At 45.6% G+C, this 16,727-nt stretch carries 16 protein-coding genes and 1 riboswitch; all 16 genes read left to right on the top strand.

Translation table 11 applies throughout. The features are described from left to right. The first annotated feature begins 141 nt into the window (after positions 1 to 141). On the top strand, positions 142 to 1,635 hold the full coding sequence (locus ACWGXJ_RS13650) for a serine/threonine-protein kinase (protein WP_250262061.1): 1,494 nt from the start codon (positions 142 to 144) through the stop codon (positions 1,633 to 1,635). A gap of 41 nt (positions 1,636 to 1,676) precedes the next feature. After that, complete coding sequence (locus ACWGXJ_RS13645; protein WP_250261196.1) at positions 1,677 to 2,663, top strand: SAF domain-containing protein; 987 nt, start codon at positions 1,677 to 1,679, stop codon at positions 2,661 to 2,663. A 22-nt stretch (positions 2,664 to 2,685) separates the two neighbouring features. Then, the gene (locus tag ACWGXJ_RS13640; RefSeq protein WP_061831508.1) at positions 2,686 to 3,399 is read left to right on the top strand and encodes a hypothetical protein; all 714 of its coding nucleotides are present in this window, start codon (positions 2,686 to 2,688) and stop codon (positions 3,397 to 3,399) included. Continuing rightward, entirely contained in the window at positions 3,396 to 4,253 is an 858-nt protein-coding gene (locus ACWGXJ_RS13635; RefSeq protein ID WP_250261197.1) for a hypothetical protein, read from the top strand. The genes ACWGXJ_RS13640 and ACWGXJ_RS13635 overlap by 4 nt, the downstream gene beginning before the upstream one ends. Then, positions 4,254 to 6,089 carry an ATPase, T2SS/T4P/T4SS family gene (locus tag ACWGXJ_RS13630; protein ID WP_061831506.1) on the top strand — a complete coding sequence of 612 codons (1,836 nt, stop codon included), beginning with the start codon at positions 4,254 to 4,256 and terminating at the stop codon, positions 6,087 to 6,089. It begins immediately after the preceding gene. Further along, positions 6,079 to 8,163 (top strand): hypothetical protein, encoded by a 2,085-nt coding sequence (locus ACWGXJ_RS13625; protein ID WP_452566955.1) that lies wholly within the window; start codon positions 6,079 to 6,081, stop codon positions 8,161 to 8,163. The genes ACWGXJ_RS13630 and ACWGXJ_RS13625 overlap by 11 nt, the downstream gene beginning before the upstream one ends. A gap of 51 nt (positions 8,164 to 8,214) precedes the next feature. Further along, on the top strand, positions 8,215 to 8,694 hold the full coding sequence (locus ACWGXJ_RS13620) for a hypothetical protein (protein ID WP_023988985.1): 480 nt from the start codon (positions 8,215 to 8,217) through the stop codon (positions 8,692 to 8,694). Positions 8,695 to 8,734: 40 nt separating this feature from the next. After that, positions 8,735 to 9,130, top strand: coding sequence for a hypothetical protein (locus ACWGXJ_RS13615; RefSeq protein WP_452566954.1), 396 nt, complete (start codon positions 8,735 to 8,737; stop codon positions 9,128 to 9,130). A 1-nt stretch (position 9,131) separates the two neighbouring features. Next, the gene (locus ACWGXJ_RS13610; RefSeq protein WP_322160835.1) at positions 9,132 to 9,686 is read left to right on the top strand and encodes a hypothetical protein; all 555 of its coding nucleotides are present in this window, start codon (positions 9,132 to 9,134) and stop codon (positions 9,684 to 9,686) included. Further along, positions 9,673 to 10,662, top strand: coding sequence for a hypothetical protein (locus ACWGXJ_RS13605; RefSeq protein ID WP_452566953.1), 990 nt, complete (start codon positions 9,673 to 9,675; stop codon positions 10,660 to 10,662). The genes ACWGXJ_RS13610 and ACWGXJ_RS13605 overlap by 14 nt, the downstream gene beginning before the upstream one ends. Before the next feature lie 184 nt (positions 10,663 to 10,846). Then, positions 10,847 to 12,400 carry an ABC-F family ATP-binding cassette domain-containing protein gene (locus ACWGXJ_RS13600; RefSeq protein WP_452566952.1) on the top strand — a complete coding sequence of 518 codons (1,554 nt, stop codon included), beginning with the start codon at positions 10,847 to 10,849 and terminating at the stop codon, positions 12,398 to 12,400. Positions 12,401 to 12,493: 93 nt separating this feature from the next. After that, positions 12,494 to 12,602: riboswitch (TPP riboswitch) on the top strand. A 263-nt stretch (positions 12,603 to 12,865) separates the two neighbouring features. Continuing rightward, complete coding sequence (locus tag ACWGXJ_RS13595; RefSeq protein WP_061831501.1) at positions 12,866 to 13,459, top strand: thiamine phosphate synthase; 594 nt, start codon at positions 12,866 to 12,868, stop codon at positions 13,457 to 13,459. Positions 13,460 to 13,523: 64 nt separating this feature from the next. After that, the gene (gene thiO, locus ACWGXJ_RS13590) at positions 13,524 to 14,672 is read left to right on the top strand and encodes a glycine oxidase ThiO (protein ID WP_452566951.1); all 1,149 of its coding nucleotides are present in this window, start codon (positions 13,524 to 13,526) and stop codon (positions 14,670 to 14,672) included. Then, positions 14,669 to 14,872, top strand: a complete 204-nt coding sequence (gene thiS, locus ACWGXJ_RS13585; RefSeq protein WP_061831499.1) for a sulfur carrier protein ThiS — start codon at positions 14,669 to 14,671, stop codon at positions 14,870 to 14,872. Before thiO ends, thiS begins: the two co-directional genes overlap by 4 nt. 2 nt (positions 14,873 to 14,874) lie before the next feature. Next, complete coding sequence (locus ACWGXJ_RS13580) at positions 14,875 to 15,642, top strand: thiazole synthase (RefSeq protein ID WP_254349647.1); 768 nt, start codon at positions 14,875 to 14,877, stop codon at positions 15,640 to 15,642. Further along, complete coding sequence (locus ACWGXJ_RS13575) at positions 15,639 to 16,700, top strand: ThiF family adenylyltransferase (protein WP_452566950.1); 1,062 nt, start codon at positions 15,639 to 15,641, stop codon at positions 16,698 to 16,700. Before ACWGXJ_RS13580 ends, ACWGXJ_RS13575 begins: the two co-directional genes overlap by 4 nt. Positions 16,701 to 16,727 lie beyond the last annotated feature (27 nt).

Raw genomic sequence — 16,727 nt, 5'->3', positions numbered from 1 at the left:
AAATTGTTCCTTAAAAATAATAATCATGTTTAAATCAAGGGAAAGCATCCCGCGAAAACGGTTTTCATGGCGACATGGAAATTTGATTTTGCGGCAGCTTTCCCTTTTTTGCGTTGTCTGCTTTAGAAAGGAGGTAGGAGAATAATGGAGCAACCATCACAGTTGGAATTCGGATCCATTGTCGGTGAGCGTTACCGTATTGTTCGCACATTGGGTTCGGGAGGAATGAGCCGCGTGTTCATGGCAGAGGATTTAAAACTGCCAGGCAAGCAATGGGCGGTGAAGGAGTCGGTTGCCGGGCCACAAGTGATGAAGCTTGTACGTACGGAGGCAGAGATGCTGATTTCGCTAAGTCATCCACGTTTACCGAGAATTGTTGATTTTTTTGAGCATCCTCGGTCTGGTGCGGTATACCTGGTCATGGATTACATCGAGGGAATTACGCTGGAAGCATACATGAAGGGCTATGAAGGCTATATTCCACAGGAGCAGATCGTCCCATTCGCTTTGCAGGTACTGGATGTGTTGGATTATTTGCATACCCGTCAACCGCCAGTCATTTACCGGGATCTGAAACCGACGAATATTATGCTGACACCGGAAATGGAATTTATACTGATTGATTTTGGAATAGCGAGGAGCTATAAGGCTGAACTGGATCAAGATACGGTAAAGCTGGGCACAGTGGGCTTCGCTGCCCCGGAGCAATATGGAGCAGGTCAGACGGATGCTCGTTCAGACTTATACAGTTTGGGAGCGCTGCTATTGTACCTATGTACAGGAGGCAAATATAGCGAGTGGACTGCGGGAGTAGAAGGGTATATTCGCGGAGAATTGCCCCGCCATTTGATCCCGGTGATTCGAAAACTGCTGCGTCAGCATCCTGAGGAACGATTTCAATCTGCCGGGGAGGTCATTGGAGAACTGCGGCACAGTGCGGATTTTCAGCCTGCTCAACAAGGAATATCCGTTAATGATGCCTCAATGGATTATGCAGGTACAAGGGTAGTGGCTGTATTGGGTGTCTCTGCCGGCTCCGGTGCTACTCATACAGCAATTGCGGTGAGCCACTATCTGGCTCGAAGGTCCCGCTCCGTAGCTTTGGTTGAGCTGCACAGCACAGCCAAAGCATTTGCCCGACTTCAAGAAGTCGTAGAAGGCACATCCGTTGGACAATCGAGTTCAAGTCGGCGTTTTGAAGTTGATGGAGTACACTACTGGCGGCAAACATCTCGTGCGGATGTCATTTCTTTGTTGGGTGGTTCCTATAGATTTATCGTACTGGACCTGGGGAGTGGGCAGGACAATGAACGACTGGAAGAATTCTTGAGAGCCGATTATCCGCTTGTCGTTGGCTCAGGGGCCGAATGGAGAGTTCAGGATATAGCAGGGCTAGCCCGATCTCTTCAGCGCCACCCACAGCATAAATGGAATTACTGCTTGCCATTGGCAACCTCGGAGGCGGTTCGCAGGCTTCGTAAGGAGCTGGATCACGATAAAGTATTTGCTTTACCGTTCCACTCAGACCCGTTCGAACGAGATGATGAGGTGGATCAGGTGCTGGACGAGCTGTTTCGCGGAGTCATTCCAGATACCCGGAAAAAACGCTTCGGATTCCTTAAACGACAGCGCTAAATAAAACGGTATATATCAAAAAGAGGCAGGGGAGAAGTTGTGTGTCCAAGCTAAGAAAAAGCAGTAAGCAAAAGCTATACGCCGGTTGTATTGGCGCAGGAATTGTTGGCATTATCTTTGCTGGCTACCTTATGGTTAATATCCATCAAATGGATGAGGTCAGGAAACAGGCTGAAGTAGAGGCAGAGCAGAAATGGAAAGTGTACGAACAGGAGCAACGAACCGCGAAAAAAGGTTGGGCGGTTGTCCGTGACATTTCCCCCGGCGAACAGATTGCATCTAATGATTTGAAGGGAATTAAAGTTCCCGGTTCTCAGGCCCCATCAAATTTGCTGACAGATAAAAGTGAGGTTTCCGGTACCACAGCCAAGATTGAGCTAAAAAAGGGATCTGTGCTTACATCAGCCATGGTTACTGCTGATGAGCCCACACCTAAAGATTTACGCAACCGTGAGCTAAAGGTGGTAGTATTGCCCAACAGCCTCAAGTCGGGTGACGAAGTGGATATCCGCATTCAATTTCCAACAGGGCAGGATTACATTCTATTATCTAAGAAGAAGATTTCTCGACTGGAAGGTCCAATTGTCTGGGTCACTTTGAATGAGCAGGAAATATTATCGCTTTCGAGTGCGATTGTTGATGCTTATCTGCATAAAGCATCTATCTATGCCCTGACATATGTCGATCCCCAATTTCAGCCCAAGGCAATCCCGACCTATCCGCCTAATGCGCAGGTGTTAGCGTTAATGAATAGTGATCCGAATTTGATACGCGTGGCTGAACAAAAGCTGTCCAAGCAGCTGCGGGATTCGCTTGAAAATGCAATTAATGCGTCAAACAATGTGATTTCAACACCCGTGGAAAGAAGTTTGAGTGAGGAAATTGTAGCCCAGCATGCGGGTGCTACTATAGAAAACCCAGCAAGCGGGATAGATGATACAAGAAATGAATATGAGAACGAGCAGGATCATCAAGAACAAACAAAGATTCTGACGCAGGGCGAAAGCTCTGATCCGTATGCCAAATAAATGAGAGAAAAGGAACGGAAGTATGAAAACATGGATATTTGCCGGGCTTTGTGACAAAAGCGATACCTTGTTATATATCAGCAGCATATTAGCAGCTTCCGGCCAACAGGTACTGCTTGTGGATGCTACGCTGCGGGGACAGTATCGGTATAGCATAGGGATGCTCGACAAACCACTTCCCATTACGCAGTTTAGTGGTTTTGATGTAGCGATTGGATTTACAGCATGGGAAGACCTGCATACCGTTATGATGACTGATCAAAAGGCGGAGCAGGCTTATGACATTGTTATTTTGGATGTAGAGTTACCTGATTTTTGTCCAATTTCTGTTTGGAAAGGGGCAGAACTGCGAGTTTGGGTCAGTGATTATAGCCGTATGCTAATGCACAACGGACAGAATTGGCTTGAGCATTTATTCAGTCAACCCGAATTCCCCAAAGATCTTGTATTTCACAAGCTATTTTTACAGGCTGTGGATTGTGGTGTGGAGGAGCCGTATCTGTGGGAATACATGAACCATTTCCCGGCTTCTTGGCAGCAAGAGCCATATGTTCTGCCATGGGATGAGGGGCTGCTTGCTCTGAAACTGGAAAATGAGCATAAAAAACAGCTACTACTAAAACCGCTATCCAGAATGTATAAGAAAGAATTATGCCGTTGTATTGGGGAATGGATGAGTTGGGAATTAAAAGTGAGTCGTCGTGCGCTAAAGCGTGCGGAAAGGAGTAGGGCATGAGTACCATTTTGTTTTGGAGCCCCATTAAGGGGGCTAGTGGAAGTAGCTCTTTGGCGGCAGCAATAGCAATTACCATAGGGAATCTATATAGAGGAAGACTATTATTGACACATTTAGGTCGTAGATATACCGGTATTGAATCAGGATTACCTATACAAGAGTATGGTATGGACGATCCAACCCTACAGCTTCAGGAAGGGGGCTGGGATGCTGCCGCACGTTTAGTTCTGCGAGGGACACTGTCTAAAGAAAATATTCGTAATTATACGACACCTGTACTCGAACATACTTTGGATGTACTTGAGGGAACCTCCACCTTTGGAGCTGCACCGCCGTTACTATCTCCAGGGCTTGTACGGGCAGTAATAGATACAGCGAATCAATATTATGATTTAACGCTGATTGATGCAGGAAGTGGAGCAGGGTGGGGGGCTGTACAACATGAAGCATGTGCACGAGCCAAACTGGCCGTTCTTTCACTCACTCAGAATATGCGAGAATTAGATGCTTATTTTGAATCCGTGTCTCCGTTATCTACCTACTCATCATTGCCCTTATTAATAGTACTTGGGAAATATGATGTGCATTCTCAAGTGAATGAAACGAATATTCGCAGGAGATATGGCTACAAAGGTGCTTTGTATACAGTCCCTTATAGCACCGGATTTATGGACGCATGGAACCGCAGGGATGTGATCGGCCATGTGCAACGTGAGGTACGAAGTGGAAAAGAGCAGCATCGCAAGCTTTTTATGCCCGTAGGATGGGCGCAGAGTATACGACATATCAGCAAAGCTATTCTGGAGGCGGCAGAGTCCGATCTTCGACTCAAGGCTTTGGAGAGGGGCGCTTAAATGCTGTCCGCTCAAATGATCAACGGATTGATTCTTACCTGCATAGTACTGATGTGCATCGTACTGATTATTGTTAAATATCGAGGGAATCTTCACTCGCGACATTCAACCCTTCGGGTAGAAAAAAAGAACGAAGATGCCACATTCGAAACATTAATAGAGTATATCAAAAATGCACTTCATGAACTGAGTCATAGCCAGATGGCGGATGCCGGATTGCATGAAGAGGAATATAGACGGCGTATCCATCAAAGGGCGGAACTACGCAGGGCGTTAAAGGACTGTGCCAATGGCAGCATTGGAGATAAACGTTTTGTTAAAAATCTGATGGCTGAGCTTCTGATTAACGGTTACGGCTTGAACGAGAAAATCGTCGATACTGTTATGCCATTCTCCAGACCTGAGTTGTTTAGCATACAGGATCAATTCGAAATTATATTTTACCAATACCAGCAGAAGTTTGGCGCTGATGCACTATCACGTTTATTGGATACTTATGACTTGGCCGAAATGAGGTATTCACAGCAAGGTGAAGAAGATGGAAGTTATCTCGTTACCGCAGAGGATATTCGTTATATCTATGACTGTGAGTACCGCCCTCTTTCCTTTTTGGAGAAAGTGGATATTATTGTCCAGCGCATTTATCAGCATTACAAAGGCTTTTCCGTCATTGATGATATTCGTGACCAGCGGATCGACGGTGTAAGTGGGGGTGTCAGTGGTATGCCGGAAGGTGGGATTCCTGCATCATCAGACTGGCCTTCGGATGGGTATGCATTTGAACAAACATCTGCGTCTACTGCCAATGGTTATGAGAGCGTGTGGATTTTTTATAAAGGTAAAACGATCCATCTTTCGTTCCTTTCCTTCGGATCTGAGCGTGAACTTAAAAGGGTGTGCCAAAATATTTACAAATACAATTACCCGGGCCAGCTTTCCGAAGCGAATGGTTATAAGGTCAACGAAATGAAGGATGGGTCACGGGTAGTGGTGGTGCGCCCTCCTTTCTCAGAATCGTGGGCTTTCTTTGTTCGTAAATTCGATATTCAAAGCGCATCGCTGGAACAGTTAATTAAGGGACAGAATGCTGATTTTCCAATCCAACTACTTTCTTATTTAATGAAAGGCAGCCGGATTACTGCTATTACAGGCGCGCAGGGTTCAGGTAAGACGACGTTGTTAATGGCGATGGTCAAGCATATTTATGCTTCGTATACGCTTCGTGTTCAGGAAATGGCCTTTGAACTGCATCTGCGCAGCATTTACAGTCGCCGTAACATTCTTACCTTTCGAGAAACGGACCATATTTCAGGACAACAAGGGCTTGACTTGCAGAAAAAAACAGATGGAACCGTCAATATCCTAGGCGAAGTAGCAAGTGATGAAGTAGCTGCTTGGATGATTCAAATGTCGCAGGTTGCCAGTCTGTTCACCATTTTTACTCATCATGCCAAAACATTTCGTGATCTCGTGTTTTCACTTCGTAATTCATTGCTCAAAACAGGAGTATTTCAGCATGAAGGCATCGCTGAGGAACAGGTAGTTCATGTCATTAACTTTGATGTGCATCTCAAACGTGATGCGGAGGGGCGACGCTACATCGAACGGATCACAGAATGTGTGCCGTGTGACCCGGATCATACGGATGCAGGCTCCAATGCTTCATTGAGCTACAGTTATCGCCACGTTATGGAATATCGGAACGGAAGCTATATACCGATGGAGCCCTTAACAGCCAAAAGTGCAAAAGAAATGTGTGAGCAGATGAATGTAAAGGATGCCAGAGATTTCCGCAGTTTTTTGACCCGCTATTGGGAGGAAGACTATGAGTCTTAAAGAAATTTCATTATGGATTTTACTTATATCAGGTGGGAGCTTTGCGCTTCTATATATAGTTTTGTGGGGGTTGCATAAGCGTAGTAGTCATGCAGTTCGCAGAGGACGAATTTATTCTGTGCAGGAAGGACGTAAGGGAAAAGCGGTACTGCAACGTGAGCTGCAAGCCTTACTGCATAAGTTGTACACGCTATGTATGAAGGTCCCTTTCTTATCTGGCTACATCACGAGTGTACGTAAGCGACTAGCTGGTCAGCATGCCTACGATGAGTACAAGCTTCGCCTACAGACTATGAAGATGACACTGTTCATCTGGGGGGCTTTTGCTTGCAGTGGCGTTGTACTGGTCATGATGAAGCCAGGAATAGAGTTTGCTATATTGGCCGTTTTATGCGGAGTGGTAATCAACAGTCTTATTTTGGATATGGCCATTAGCCGGATGGAAAAAAGGCTACTTGCACAGATGATCGAATTATTCGCCAATGTACGTCATTATTACCATCAGCACGGTATGGTGGAGGAAGCCATATCCGAAGCGGCCGATTTGGCGGAGGCAGAGGCTGGGAGACACGCACGACTCATCCATGAGGCGCTAACAGATGTTGATCCGCACGAAGCATTGGAAAGATACTATGAGTCGGCTCCTAATCGATTTTTAAAAGCATTTGCCGGTATCTCGTATATGGTAATGGAGTTTGGTGATCGGATTGAGGAGGGGGGCTCCATTTATTTGAAGGGGCTCGGCAGTCTCGCACGCGAAATCCAGTTGGAGTTGCTGCGAAGAAATAAACTGGACTATCTATTAAAAAGTCTAAACGTGATCGCACTGGCACCTGTTTTCTTTACCACCCCAATCGAGACATGGGCGAGATCCAGCTTTCCATCCATGGATGAGTTTTATCAGGGAAAATTGGGTTATATCACGAAATTGTCCGTTTATATTGTGATAATCGTATCTTATTTTCTGTTACAGAAGCTTCAACAGACCGATGAAACAGGGTATCGTGCGGGTAGAGGACGGAGGGTTTGGGAACAGAAGCTATACCGTTTTCCCATCATCCGTAATGTGGTGGATTCTTTAATTCCGCGTCAGCATATATCTTCTTATTTCCAGATAACCCGTCTATTAAAAGAAAGTGGTGCGGAGATAAAGCTGGAGTGGCTCTACATACGCAGAATAGCTCTTTTTATCGTAGGTTTGGTGCTCAGTATTAGTACGATATTTTTTTTACATGAAGCTGAGAAAACGCATATCCTTCACGCCCCGGTACAATCGGGTCAAATGTTTGGACATTTAAGTTCGATGGAGCAAAAAGAAGCTTTGAAGCAGAGTGGGATTGATCGCAAAATCATGCATTTGCTGAACATGAGAGCGGACAGCACATACGAACGAACGTACGCTGCTTTAGAACATAATGCCAATGGAACTGTTACTCCTGAACAGCTATCCACAAATACTCGGCGTATTCTCCAAAAGCTGAAAGATTGGAATGATGAATACATCAAGTGGTGGGAAGTGCTGATTAGTTTGATTGTTGGGTATGTAGCCTATCAAATGCCTATGCTTTTATTATATTTGCAACGAAAAATGCGTCGGTTGGATATGAGGCACGAGGTGTATCAATTTCAAACAGTTATTTCCATTTTGCGGGTTATGGAACGAATGTCTGTCGAGGAAATATTGGAGTGGCTGAACAGATTTTCAGTTATATTCAAAAGACCTCTGCAAAAATGTTTGCTTCATTATGAACATGGGCCAGAGGCAGCTCTCGACTTGCTAAAAGAAGAGGCACCTTTGCCGGAATTTCAACGTCTAGTGGACAAGCTCCATTTGTCTTTGGGTAAAATTACGATTCGAGAGGCCTTTGATGATTTGGAATCCCATATGTCCTACTATTTCGAACAAAGAAAACAGGAGTATGAAAAAATAATAGACAGCAAGGCTATCTGGGGAAGGATGATTGGCTTTGCCCCGATGTATGGTCTTATCTTTTTATATTTGGTGATTCCGTTGATCGGCATGAGTTTTGTTCAAATGGAAAACTATTATGAGCAAATACAAAAAATTCAGTAAGAAAGTTCTATTATGACTAATACAAAATAACAAGCTGAGGAGAGAAAAATAATGAATAACGCATCAACAGCTTTAAAGGTAGCCGCTGGGATATTTTTGACCATCGCTCTAATTACGATTGTAGTTATACTGTTTATTTCAGCCCAGGAGGCGACTAAAACTGCACAAAACAATTTTGCTGATATCCAGACCGAATTGTCTCAAGCCTCTTTTACGGTATATGACGGCACAACGATTAGCGGTTCCCAGGTGACCAATGCGCTACGGAAGTTTCAGGGGAAGGACCAATTCGGCATTCAGATTAAAACCGGTAAAAATATGGCAGGCCAGTGGTACGGTAATGCTCTGAACATTAGCCCAGACAGTGAACAGTATGGCGCAGTGAATGGTGGCAGTGATAAGACTGGGAAAATCACGAATACGCTTAATGAGAAAGAGAATGAATACGTAAATCCAAGTGGCAAATTCAAGGCTGAAATCGTAAAGGACAAATCGAACGTTGTCCGTGGGTTGTTGTTTACCCAGTCCTAAGCACTACAGCAAAGATAATAATCATAAGGGGGATGAGAGTATGTCTGATCACGCTTCAAGTATGCTGCGGCTTGGTGTGTCAGTTATTCTGTTCATAACCGCATGTGTAACGGCAGCAGACTTGTCCAGCCAGCTGGATGGTGCACTGGAATTAAGATCACAGCAAGAGGAGCATTCTGAAGGGCGAATAGCCCGTACTGCTGGGGTGGAATTGCCGGAACGGATTAAAGGAACTCAGGTCATACAGGCTATTCGCATGAACTTACAGGAGGGGGTTTCGGTTCAAGTCGACGGGACAGAGTACGATGTGTATTCTGAACCATTTGAGCCTGATGTATCTGCCCTGGATGCTTCCTCTTTATATTCCATGTACCCACAGCGCAATGGGAATGGGGACATAACATCTGTACGTTTTGAGAAATTGGGGGAAGACTGAAGTGGTTCAAACAATATCCAAGTTGTTGGGGACGCTGCTCGCTGTATTGCTTTTGTACATCGTTCCCGCAGTTCAAGCTGCTGAACGGCAGGATGATATATCCGGGTTAAATACATATCATTCAACTGTACGTTTTGTTGATATGGTAAGAACCAAAGGTTACATTACACCGACGATGTATAACGATTTTATGCGTGATCTGGAATTGACAGGCAATACGTACGAAGTTGACTTGGAGCATATGCACAAAAAGTATGTACCGGACTATGCAGATGCCGCGAAGCCAGACAGTTTTCTGGGCAACTATGAAACTGTATATGATGGGTACTATAATCCGCAAATCTTGCCTGTACTGTTTCCTGACAATCAGCAGCCAAAATCAGATCAGACACGTCGGTATACCTTGATGGCCGGGGATTATTTTACGGTCCGGTTACATAATACGAATCGGACTCCTGCGAACTTGTACAAATCATGGCTTCTCGGTGGGGCAGATAGCGGCAAGCCGGCAGTTACAGCTTCTTACGGGGGCATGGTTCTGAATGAAGATTACTGATTTTGCAGTCATATTTATACTTTTGTTTTTGCCCTTTGGTGTAGTTAGTGACTTACGGGTGCAGAATCAGCGTGAAGTGCAGCAGCTAGAAATGAAATATACGTCGGCTCTTCGTACCGCAGTTCAGGATGCAGGGGTCATGCTCTCACAGAATGAACGTCAGGAACGCGAGGCCGGATACGGATCGGATAAGTTTTTTCGTGTAGATAAAGAAGCAGCGCTGAACACGTTCCTGCATACCCTTTTTCTTAATGTAGGCATTGATGAGGATATAGTAGCACAACGTGCATTATTGGATTATATACCAGCCATTATAATTCTGGATTATGACGGTTATTATGCGTTCACTTCAGAAGCCTATACAGACGAGCGTGGACAAGCTGCTATTGCCCACAAATGGAGCGGAAAAAAGCCATATGCCTATGTTGATTCAGTAGGCAACAGTGTGGGGTTCAGCTTGGATAATTATGTGCACGCATACGATGCGCGGAATCACAAGTGGGTGGAGGGCTTTCAAAAGGAACTTCAGGATCAGACTCCTATATCTTTACTGAATAATTCAGAAGCTTTTGAGCAAATACGTCGTTCCACTATTGTTGGCAGCGTTCAAGAGGACCTGGCGCGAATTATTAATGTCCATAACGAAAAAGCTGCACGTAACGGCATATCCTATACATTCACACTACCGATCATTCCGCAAGAGGAGTGGTACAACACGATAGATGATGTGGGTCTGATCGCGTTTATCCAAGGCATTCCGGTCGGAGACAGGTATTACAATAACTATGGATTTGGTGGTGGGAGAGTTGTCAGAAAGCAAGACATTATCGGTGGCATAGAACTAGATACTGGAATGAAATATTTTTATAGAGATTCATGTCCAGCTCCCTTTAAAGCGAGTGAACGTTTTACGGATGAAAAATCTGCAGCAGCTGCGGGATACTTTGAGTACAAATGTTATAATGGCTTAAAATAATCACCCTCATGGGTGGTTTTTGTTTTTTTAGGCAGATCCATACCAAAAAACCTTAAAATTCACTGTTTTCAATATTCCGATATGGTTGCAGAATGTGCTACAATAAAGCTTTGAAAGAAACGAAATGCATATGAAATAAGAACAGTCGGCAACGCCGATGACAATAAGGAGCCAAAAACAGCTTATGAGTTTATTGACTGTAGAAAATGTATCCCACAACTTTGGGGACCGCGCATTATTTAAAAATGTTTCCTTTCGATTGCTTGCGGGGGAACGTGTAGGTTTGGTAGGAGCTAACGGTGTTGGTAAATCGACACTCATGAACATTCTCACTGGAAAATTGCTTAAGGATGAGGGTAAAGTGGAATGGACTCCACGTGTACGTTACGGTTATCTGGATCAGCACACCAAGCTGACACCGGGCAAAACGGTACGTGATGTATTAAAAGACGCTTTTCTTCCTTTGTTGGAATTGGAAAAGGAAATGATGCAGATTACTGACAAAATGGGGGATGCTTCTCCTGAAGAGTTGGAAGTGTTGCTGGAACAGATGGGTGAAATTCAGGAGCAACTGGATATGGGGGATTTTTACCTCATTGATGTGAAGGTTGAAGAAATGGCGAATGGACTAGGTCTGTCGGCCATAGGACTGGAACGGGATGTATCTGCACTTAGCGGCGGGCAACGGACAAAGGTGCTTCTTGCTAAATTGCTGTTGGAAAAGCCGAATGTCCTGCTGCTGGATGAGCCTACCAACTACTTGGATGTAGAGCATATTGAATGGCTTACGCGCTATTTGAAGGATTATCCCTATGCTTTTATCCTTATTTCACATGATACTGAGTTTATGAACCAGGTCGTTAATGTTATTTACCATCTTGAATTTACCAAGATGACCCGTTATTCAGCTAACTATGAAAAGTTTCTTGAAATGGCGGATCTGAACAAAGCTCAGCATATTGATGCTTATGAGAAGCAACAGGACTTTATTAAGAAACAGGAAGATTTTATTCAGCGTAATAAAGCGCGTGCTTCTACCTCAGGCCGAGCAAAGAGCCGTGAAAAGCAGCTTGATCGGATCGAACGTATTGATAAGCCTGAAGAAGCCGCAAAACCAACCTTTCAATTCAAAGAGGCACGTGCAAGCGGAAAGACGGTATTTGAGGGTATTGATTTTGAGATTGGTTATACACATGCCCTTTTGCCTAAGATGTCCATGACGATTGAACGTGGCGAAAAAATTGCAATTGTCGGCTACAACGGTGTCGGTAAATCGACATTGCTCAAAACCATATTGGGAAAAATTCCGCCAATCAGTGGAAAAACCTATCAAGGTGATTTTTTGCAGCCCGCTTATTTTGAGCAGGAAGTAAAGGCAGAGAAAATTACACCGATTGACGATGTGTGGAATGAATTTCCGCATTTGAACCAGCATGAAGTACGAGCGCATTTGGCGCGCTGCGGTTTGAAAAATGAGCATATCACACGTCCGCTATCTGCGCTTAGTGGTGGAGAACAGGCTAAAGTCCGTCTTTGCAAACTGTTAATGCGTGAAAGCAACTGGGTATTGTTCGATGAGCCTACCAACCACTTGGATGTTAAAGCAAAGGATGAGCTGAAACGTGCCTTAAAGGAATACAAAGGGACCGTATTGCTTGTATCTCACGAACCGGACTTTTACGAGGATTGGGTAACCAAAACGTGGAATGTGGAAGAGTGGTCAAGTAAAGTTAACTAAACTCAATTAAATCCAGTTCTGCATATTTCACACGAAGTGGGGTTTGCAGAATTAGGAAAATATGCTAAGCTATCTTTAGCTTATACAATAAAATAGTCACACTAGGGGAGCCGCCCATGCGGCTGAGACGGAATAAATGGATTTCGGACCCTTTGCACCTGATCTGGGTTATGCCAGCGTAGGGAAGTGAGCGCCGTACAAACAAGGCAACACCATCTTTATTTTGTTTGTGCGTGGGACGATACACGTATACGGATATCATGGTCCGTTCGATTATTGGACGTTCGTTAAACCACTTCCTTGGGGAAGTGGTTTTTTTGCGTTTCGTTCATTTTAAGTTGTCGAGCTTCCGTAGACGGATTCACATACAATCCCCTTTCATTACTGCTGGTAGACGTGGCTGCTAAGCTTAGATCCTTTAATCCAATGTGAGGTGAAGACAAAATCGAATTACACGCAATTTCGATGGAAAAGGGCACTTTTGCACAAGCCGCCCGAGTGGCTGCTATGATTTGTCCGTATGTTCATTATGTACACGCACGTTTAAAACAGAATGGTGCCTCTGCATTGCTTTCTTTGACTCGCAGCATGGTGGAGCAGGAAGTGCCTTTGCAACAAATTGTAGTAAATGATCGTGTGGATGTAGCTTTACTTACTTTGGTTGGAACCGTCCAGCTACCAGCTAATGGATTACCTGTTGTGGATGTGAAAAGCCTACTTTCAAAGAGTACACGCTGTGGAGTGTCTGTGCATTCCTTGGAGGAGGCGCAGACTGCCGAGCAGGCAGGAGCAGATTATGTACTTTATGGTCACGTATATGAGACCCATTGTAAGCCCGGTATTGTACCGCGGGGTTTAGCTCAGCTTGAACATATTTGCAGGCTGTCGAACATTCCGGTGATCGCGCTGGGCGGCATACAACCGCACCATATCCCGGAGCTTTATATGGCCGGAGCAAGCGGAATTGCGGTGATGTCTGGTATATGGGAGGCTGAGTCGCCCGTTGCAGCTGCGATGGAATATAGGCGAATGGCAGATCTTGTAGTTCACAGCTTGTAGCGAGAAAACGAGAGTAGAGGCAAGCTGAAAGCAGAATGGTTTATGGAGAGGAGACACGGAACAAATGCTAAAGATACACACAGAGGCAAGAGCGATAGGACATGCTGAATGCTTGGTCATAGGTGGAGGTGTCATCGGCAGTTCCATTGCTTATCATGTGGCCAAGGAGGGAAGAAGTACGATCATGCTGGAACGATTGATCCCGGGTGAGGGAGCCTCAGGAGCAGCGGTTGGAATGCTGGCAGCGGAAAGTGAAGAGTTCACCGACTCTGAGCTGGCACGATTTGCTCGCAGAAGTCGAGATGCATTCCCTGAGCTTGTCTGTGATCTGGAGCGTTTGTCGGGTATTTCGGTGGAATTCCGTACAGAAGGATTTGTGACCCCTTTCCGTACGGAAACTGAAGGCCAAAAACGCTGGAAAGCTGCTAAAACGCGAGAGGATGATTGTCCTATCTGGTGGGATGCGAGGGAATTGGCCCGACGAATTCCAGGTTTGGATGAACAAGCGATCGGAGCAATATATCGTTCAAAGGAGACACAAGTGGCTCCTGTCCAGCTTTGTCGTGCTTATGCAGGTGCTGCTGCGGTGCTGGGAGCAACGGTATGGTCTAGTACACGGGCAGAGCAACTGGTCATACAGGATGGTCGAGTTTGCGGTGTCCGAACAGATAGTGGCTTTTTTTCCTGCGATCAGGTCATTATTGCTGGAGGCTTGGATAGCATGAAATTACTGGCGCAGGTTGGGTTTGAATATCCACTTTATCCGGTCAAGGGCGAAGCGGTAGCGGTCTCCTTGAAGGATCACCCATTAGAATACACCATTTATGCTGATGATATTTACCTCGTGCCTAAACAGAATAACGAGCTTTGGATTGGGGCAACGAGCCTTCCGCATCAATATGACGAAGAAGTGACCGTAGGAGGCTTGGAGGGGTTGCTGGCACGTGCCTCTGCCTGGCTGCCGCGCGTCCGTGAAGCTTCTTTTATACGCGCTTGGGCGGGCTTACGGCCGCAGGCTGCATCAGGTCATCCTTTTATAGGTACTGTTCCTGGGGTCGAGGGCGTATATGCTGCGGTCGGGCATTATCGCAACGGTGTCCTGCTGAGTGATGCTACCGGGCGTGCGATGGCAGCTATGCTTAATGGAGCTGGTGCAGCAGAACTTGGGATAAGTAGTTTTTCTTCTGAGCTCCTCAAGGAGAAAAGCTTATGAAGCTGACGATTAACGGCCAGAGCATGACCTTTTCTAATCGAATCACTCATGTGAATCAATTGCTACATGAGCTTGATGTAAAGGTGAAAACCGTAGTGGTGGAGCTGAACCGGCATATACTGAGCCGTGAAGATCATGATGAAGCGGTACTGAAGGATGGAGATTGCCTAGAGATTGTACATTTTGTGGGAGGCGGTTGATTATGTTAACCATTGGAAAAGCATCTTTTACCTCGAGGTTGTTGTTGGGAACAGGAAAATTCTCTGATCTGGATATCCAATCCCAAGCCGTAGAGGCTGCTGAGACGGAAATATTGACGTTTGCTGTACGGAGATTGAACTTGGAGGAACGGGATAAGCAGCATTTTCTCGATATGCTGGATTTGAGCCGGTATACACTTCTTCCCAACACAGCAGGGGCTACAACAGCAGAGGAGGCGATTCGTATTGCCAAATTGGCAAAAGCCTCCGGCCTGTGCGATATGATTAAGGTGGAAGTCATTGGGGATAGCAAGACACTGCTCCCTGACCCTTTTGAAACGTTGAAAGCTAGTGATAAGCTGTTAGAAGAAGGCTTTATCGTGCTGCCCTACATATCGGACGATGTGATTCTAGCCAAGAGGCTACAAGAGCTTGGAGTACACGCCGTTATGCCTGGAGCTTCACCGATTGGTACAGGACATGGTTTGCTCAATCCGTTTTCATTAGAGCTAATTATTGAACAGGCGGAGGTTCCGGTTATTGTCGATGCGGGTATTCGCTCACCCGGTGACGCGGCAATGGCGATGCAGTTAGGGGCAGATGCTGTTTTGTTGAACACAGCCGTATCAGGAGCGAAGGACCCAGTAAAAATGGCCGAGGCCATGAAACTGGCTGTTCGTGCTGGAAGGTATGGTTTTGAGGCGGGGATGATTCCTGTAAAACGTTACGCTTCAGCAAGCAGTCCGACAGAAGGTATGGTTCAGGCATGAAGGTAACTGACAAATCCGGTGCAGGAGAAACACATCCAAGTGACCGTTATTCCAGACAGGAAAGATTCGCGCCCTTTGGACCGACAGGACAACGCCGGCTTGCTTCTTCACATGTACTAATCATAGGTGTCGGAGCGTTAGGTACAGGTATTGCGGAAACACTCATTCGCGGGGGCGTAGGTACAGTGAGCCTCGTAGACCGGGATTATGTGGAATGGAGCAATTTGCAGCGCCAGCAGCTTTTTCAGGAAAGTGATGCTGCGCAAAGATATCCCAAAGCAGTAGCTGCTCAGCGAAGATTAAAGGATATTAATTCGGAAACGGTTATACATGCACATGTACTGGATGTTGGGGTGGAAGAGCTGGAAGAGTTGATCCAGGGGGTAGATCTCATGATGGATGCAACCGATAATTTCGATACCCGACTTCTTATGAACGACATGGCACTCAAGCATCGGATACCTTGGATTTATGGGGGATGTGTGGGCAGCTATGGTGTAACCTATACCATCTTACCGGGTCAAACGCCTTGTCTTCACTGTCTGCTGGAAACTGTACCGTTTGGTGGAGAAACCTGTGATACCGCGGGGATTATTCCGCAGGCCGTACAGATGGTCACGGCTAACCAAACTACGGAAGCTTTCAAACTTCTTGGTGGATATCCAGAAGATTTGAGAGGAAAGCTGCTTTCGTTTGATTTGTGGAAAAATGAGTATGTAGCAATAGCGGTAGATAGCGTTAAAAAGGAGAACTGTCCTTCTTGCGGTAGCCAACCGACGTATCCCTATTTGTCGGCTTCTCATCGGCAGAAGATAGATGTTTTGTGCGGTAGGGATACCGTTCAAATTAGACCAGCAAACCCAACACATCTGAATCTTGCAGAAACAGCAGATAGATTAGCTTCTTTGGGAGAAGGAAAAGTAGAGCGGAATCCGTTTTTGGTTTCCTTTAGTACAAGCGAGCATCGCTTGGTTGTTTTTGCAGATGGCAGAGCGTTGATTCATGGGACAAAGGACGTGGCAAAAGCAAGAAGTTTATATCATCGCTATTTGGGCTAAATCATAAGAGCAGAAGACCATTCTTTG

Source organism: Paenibacillus sp. S33 (assembly GCF_053615415.1).
This window is presented reverse-complemented; position numbering and strand designations above follow the sequence as displayed.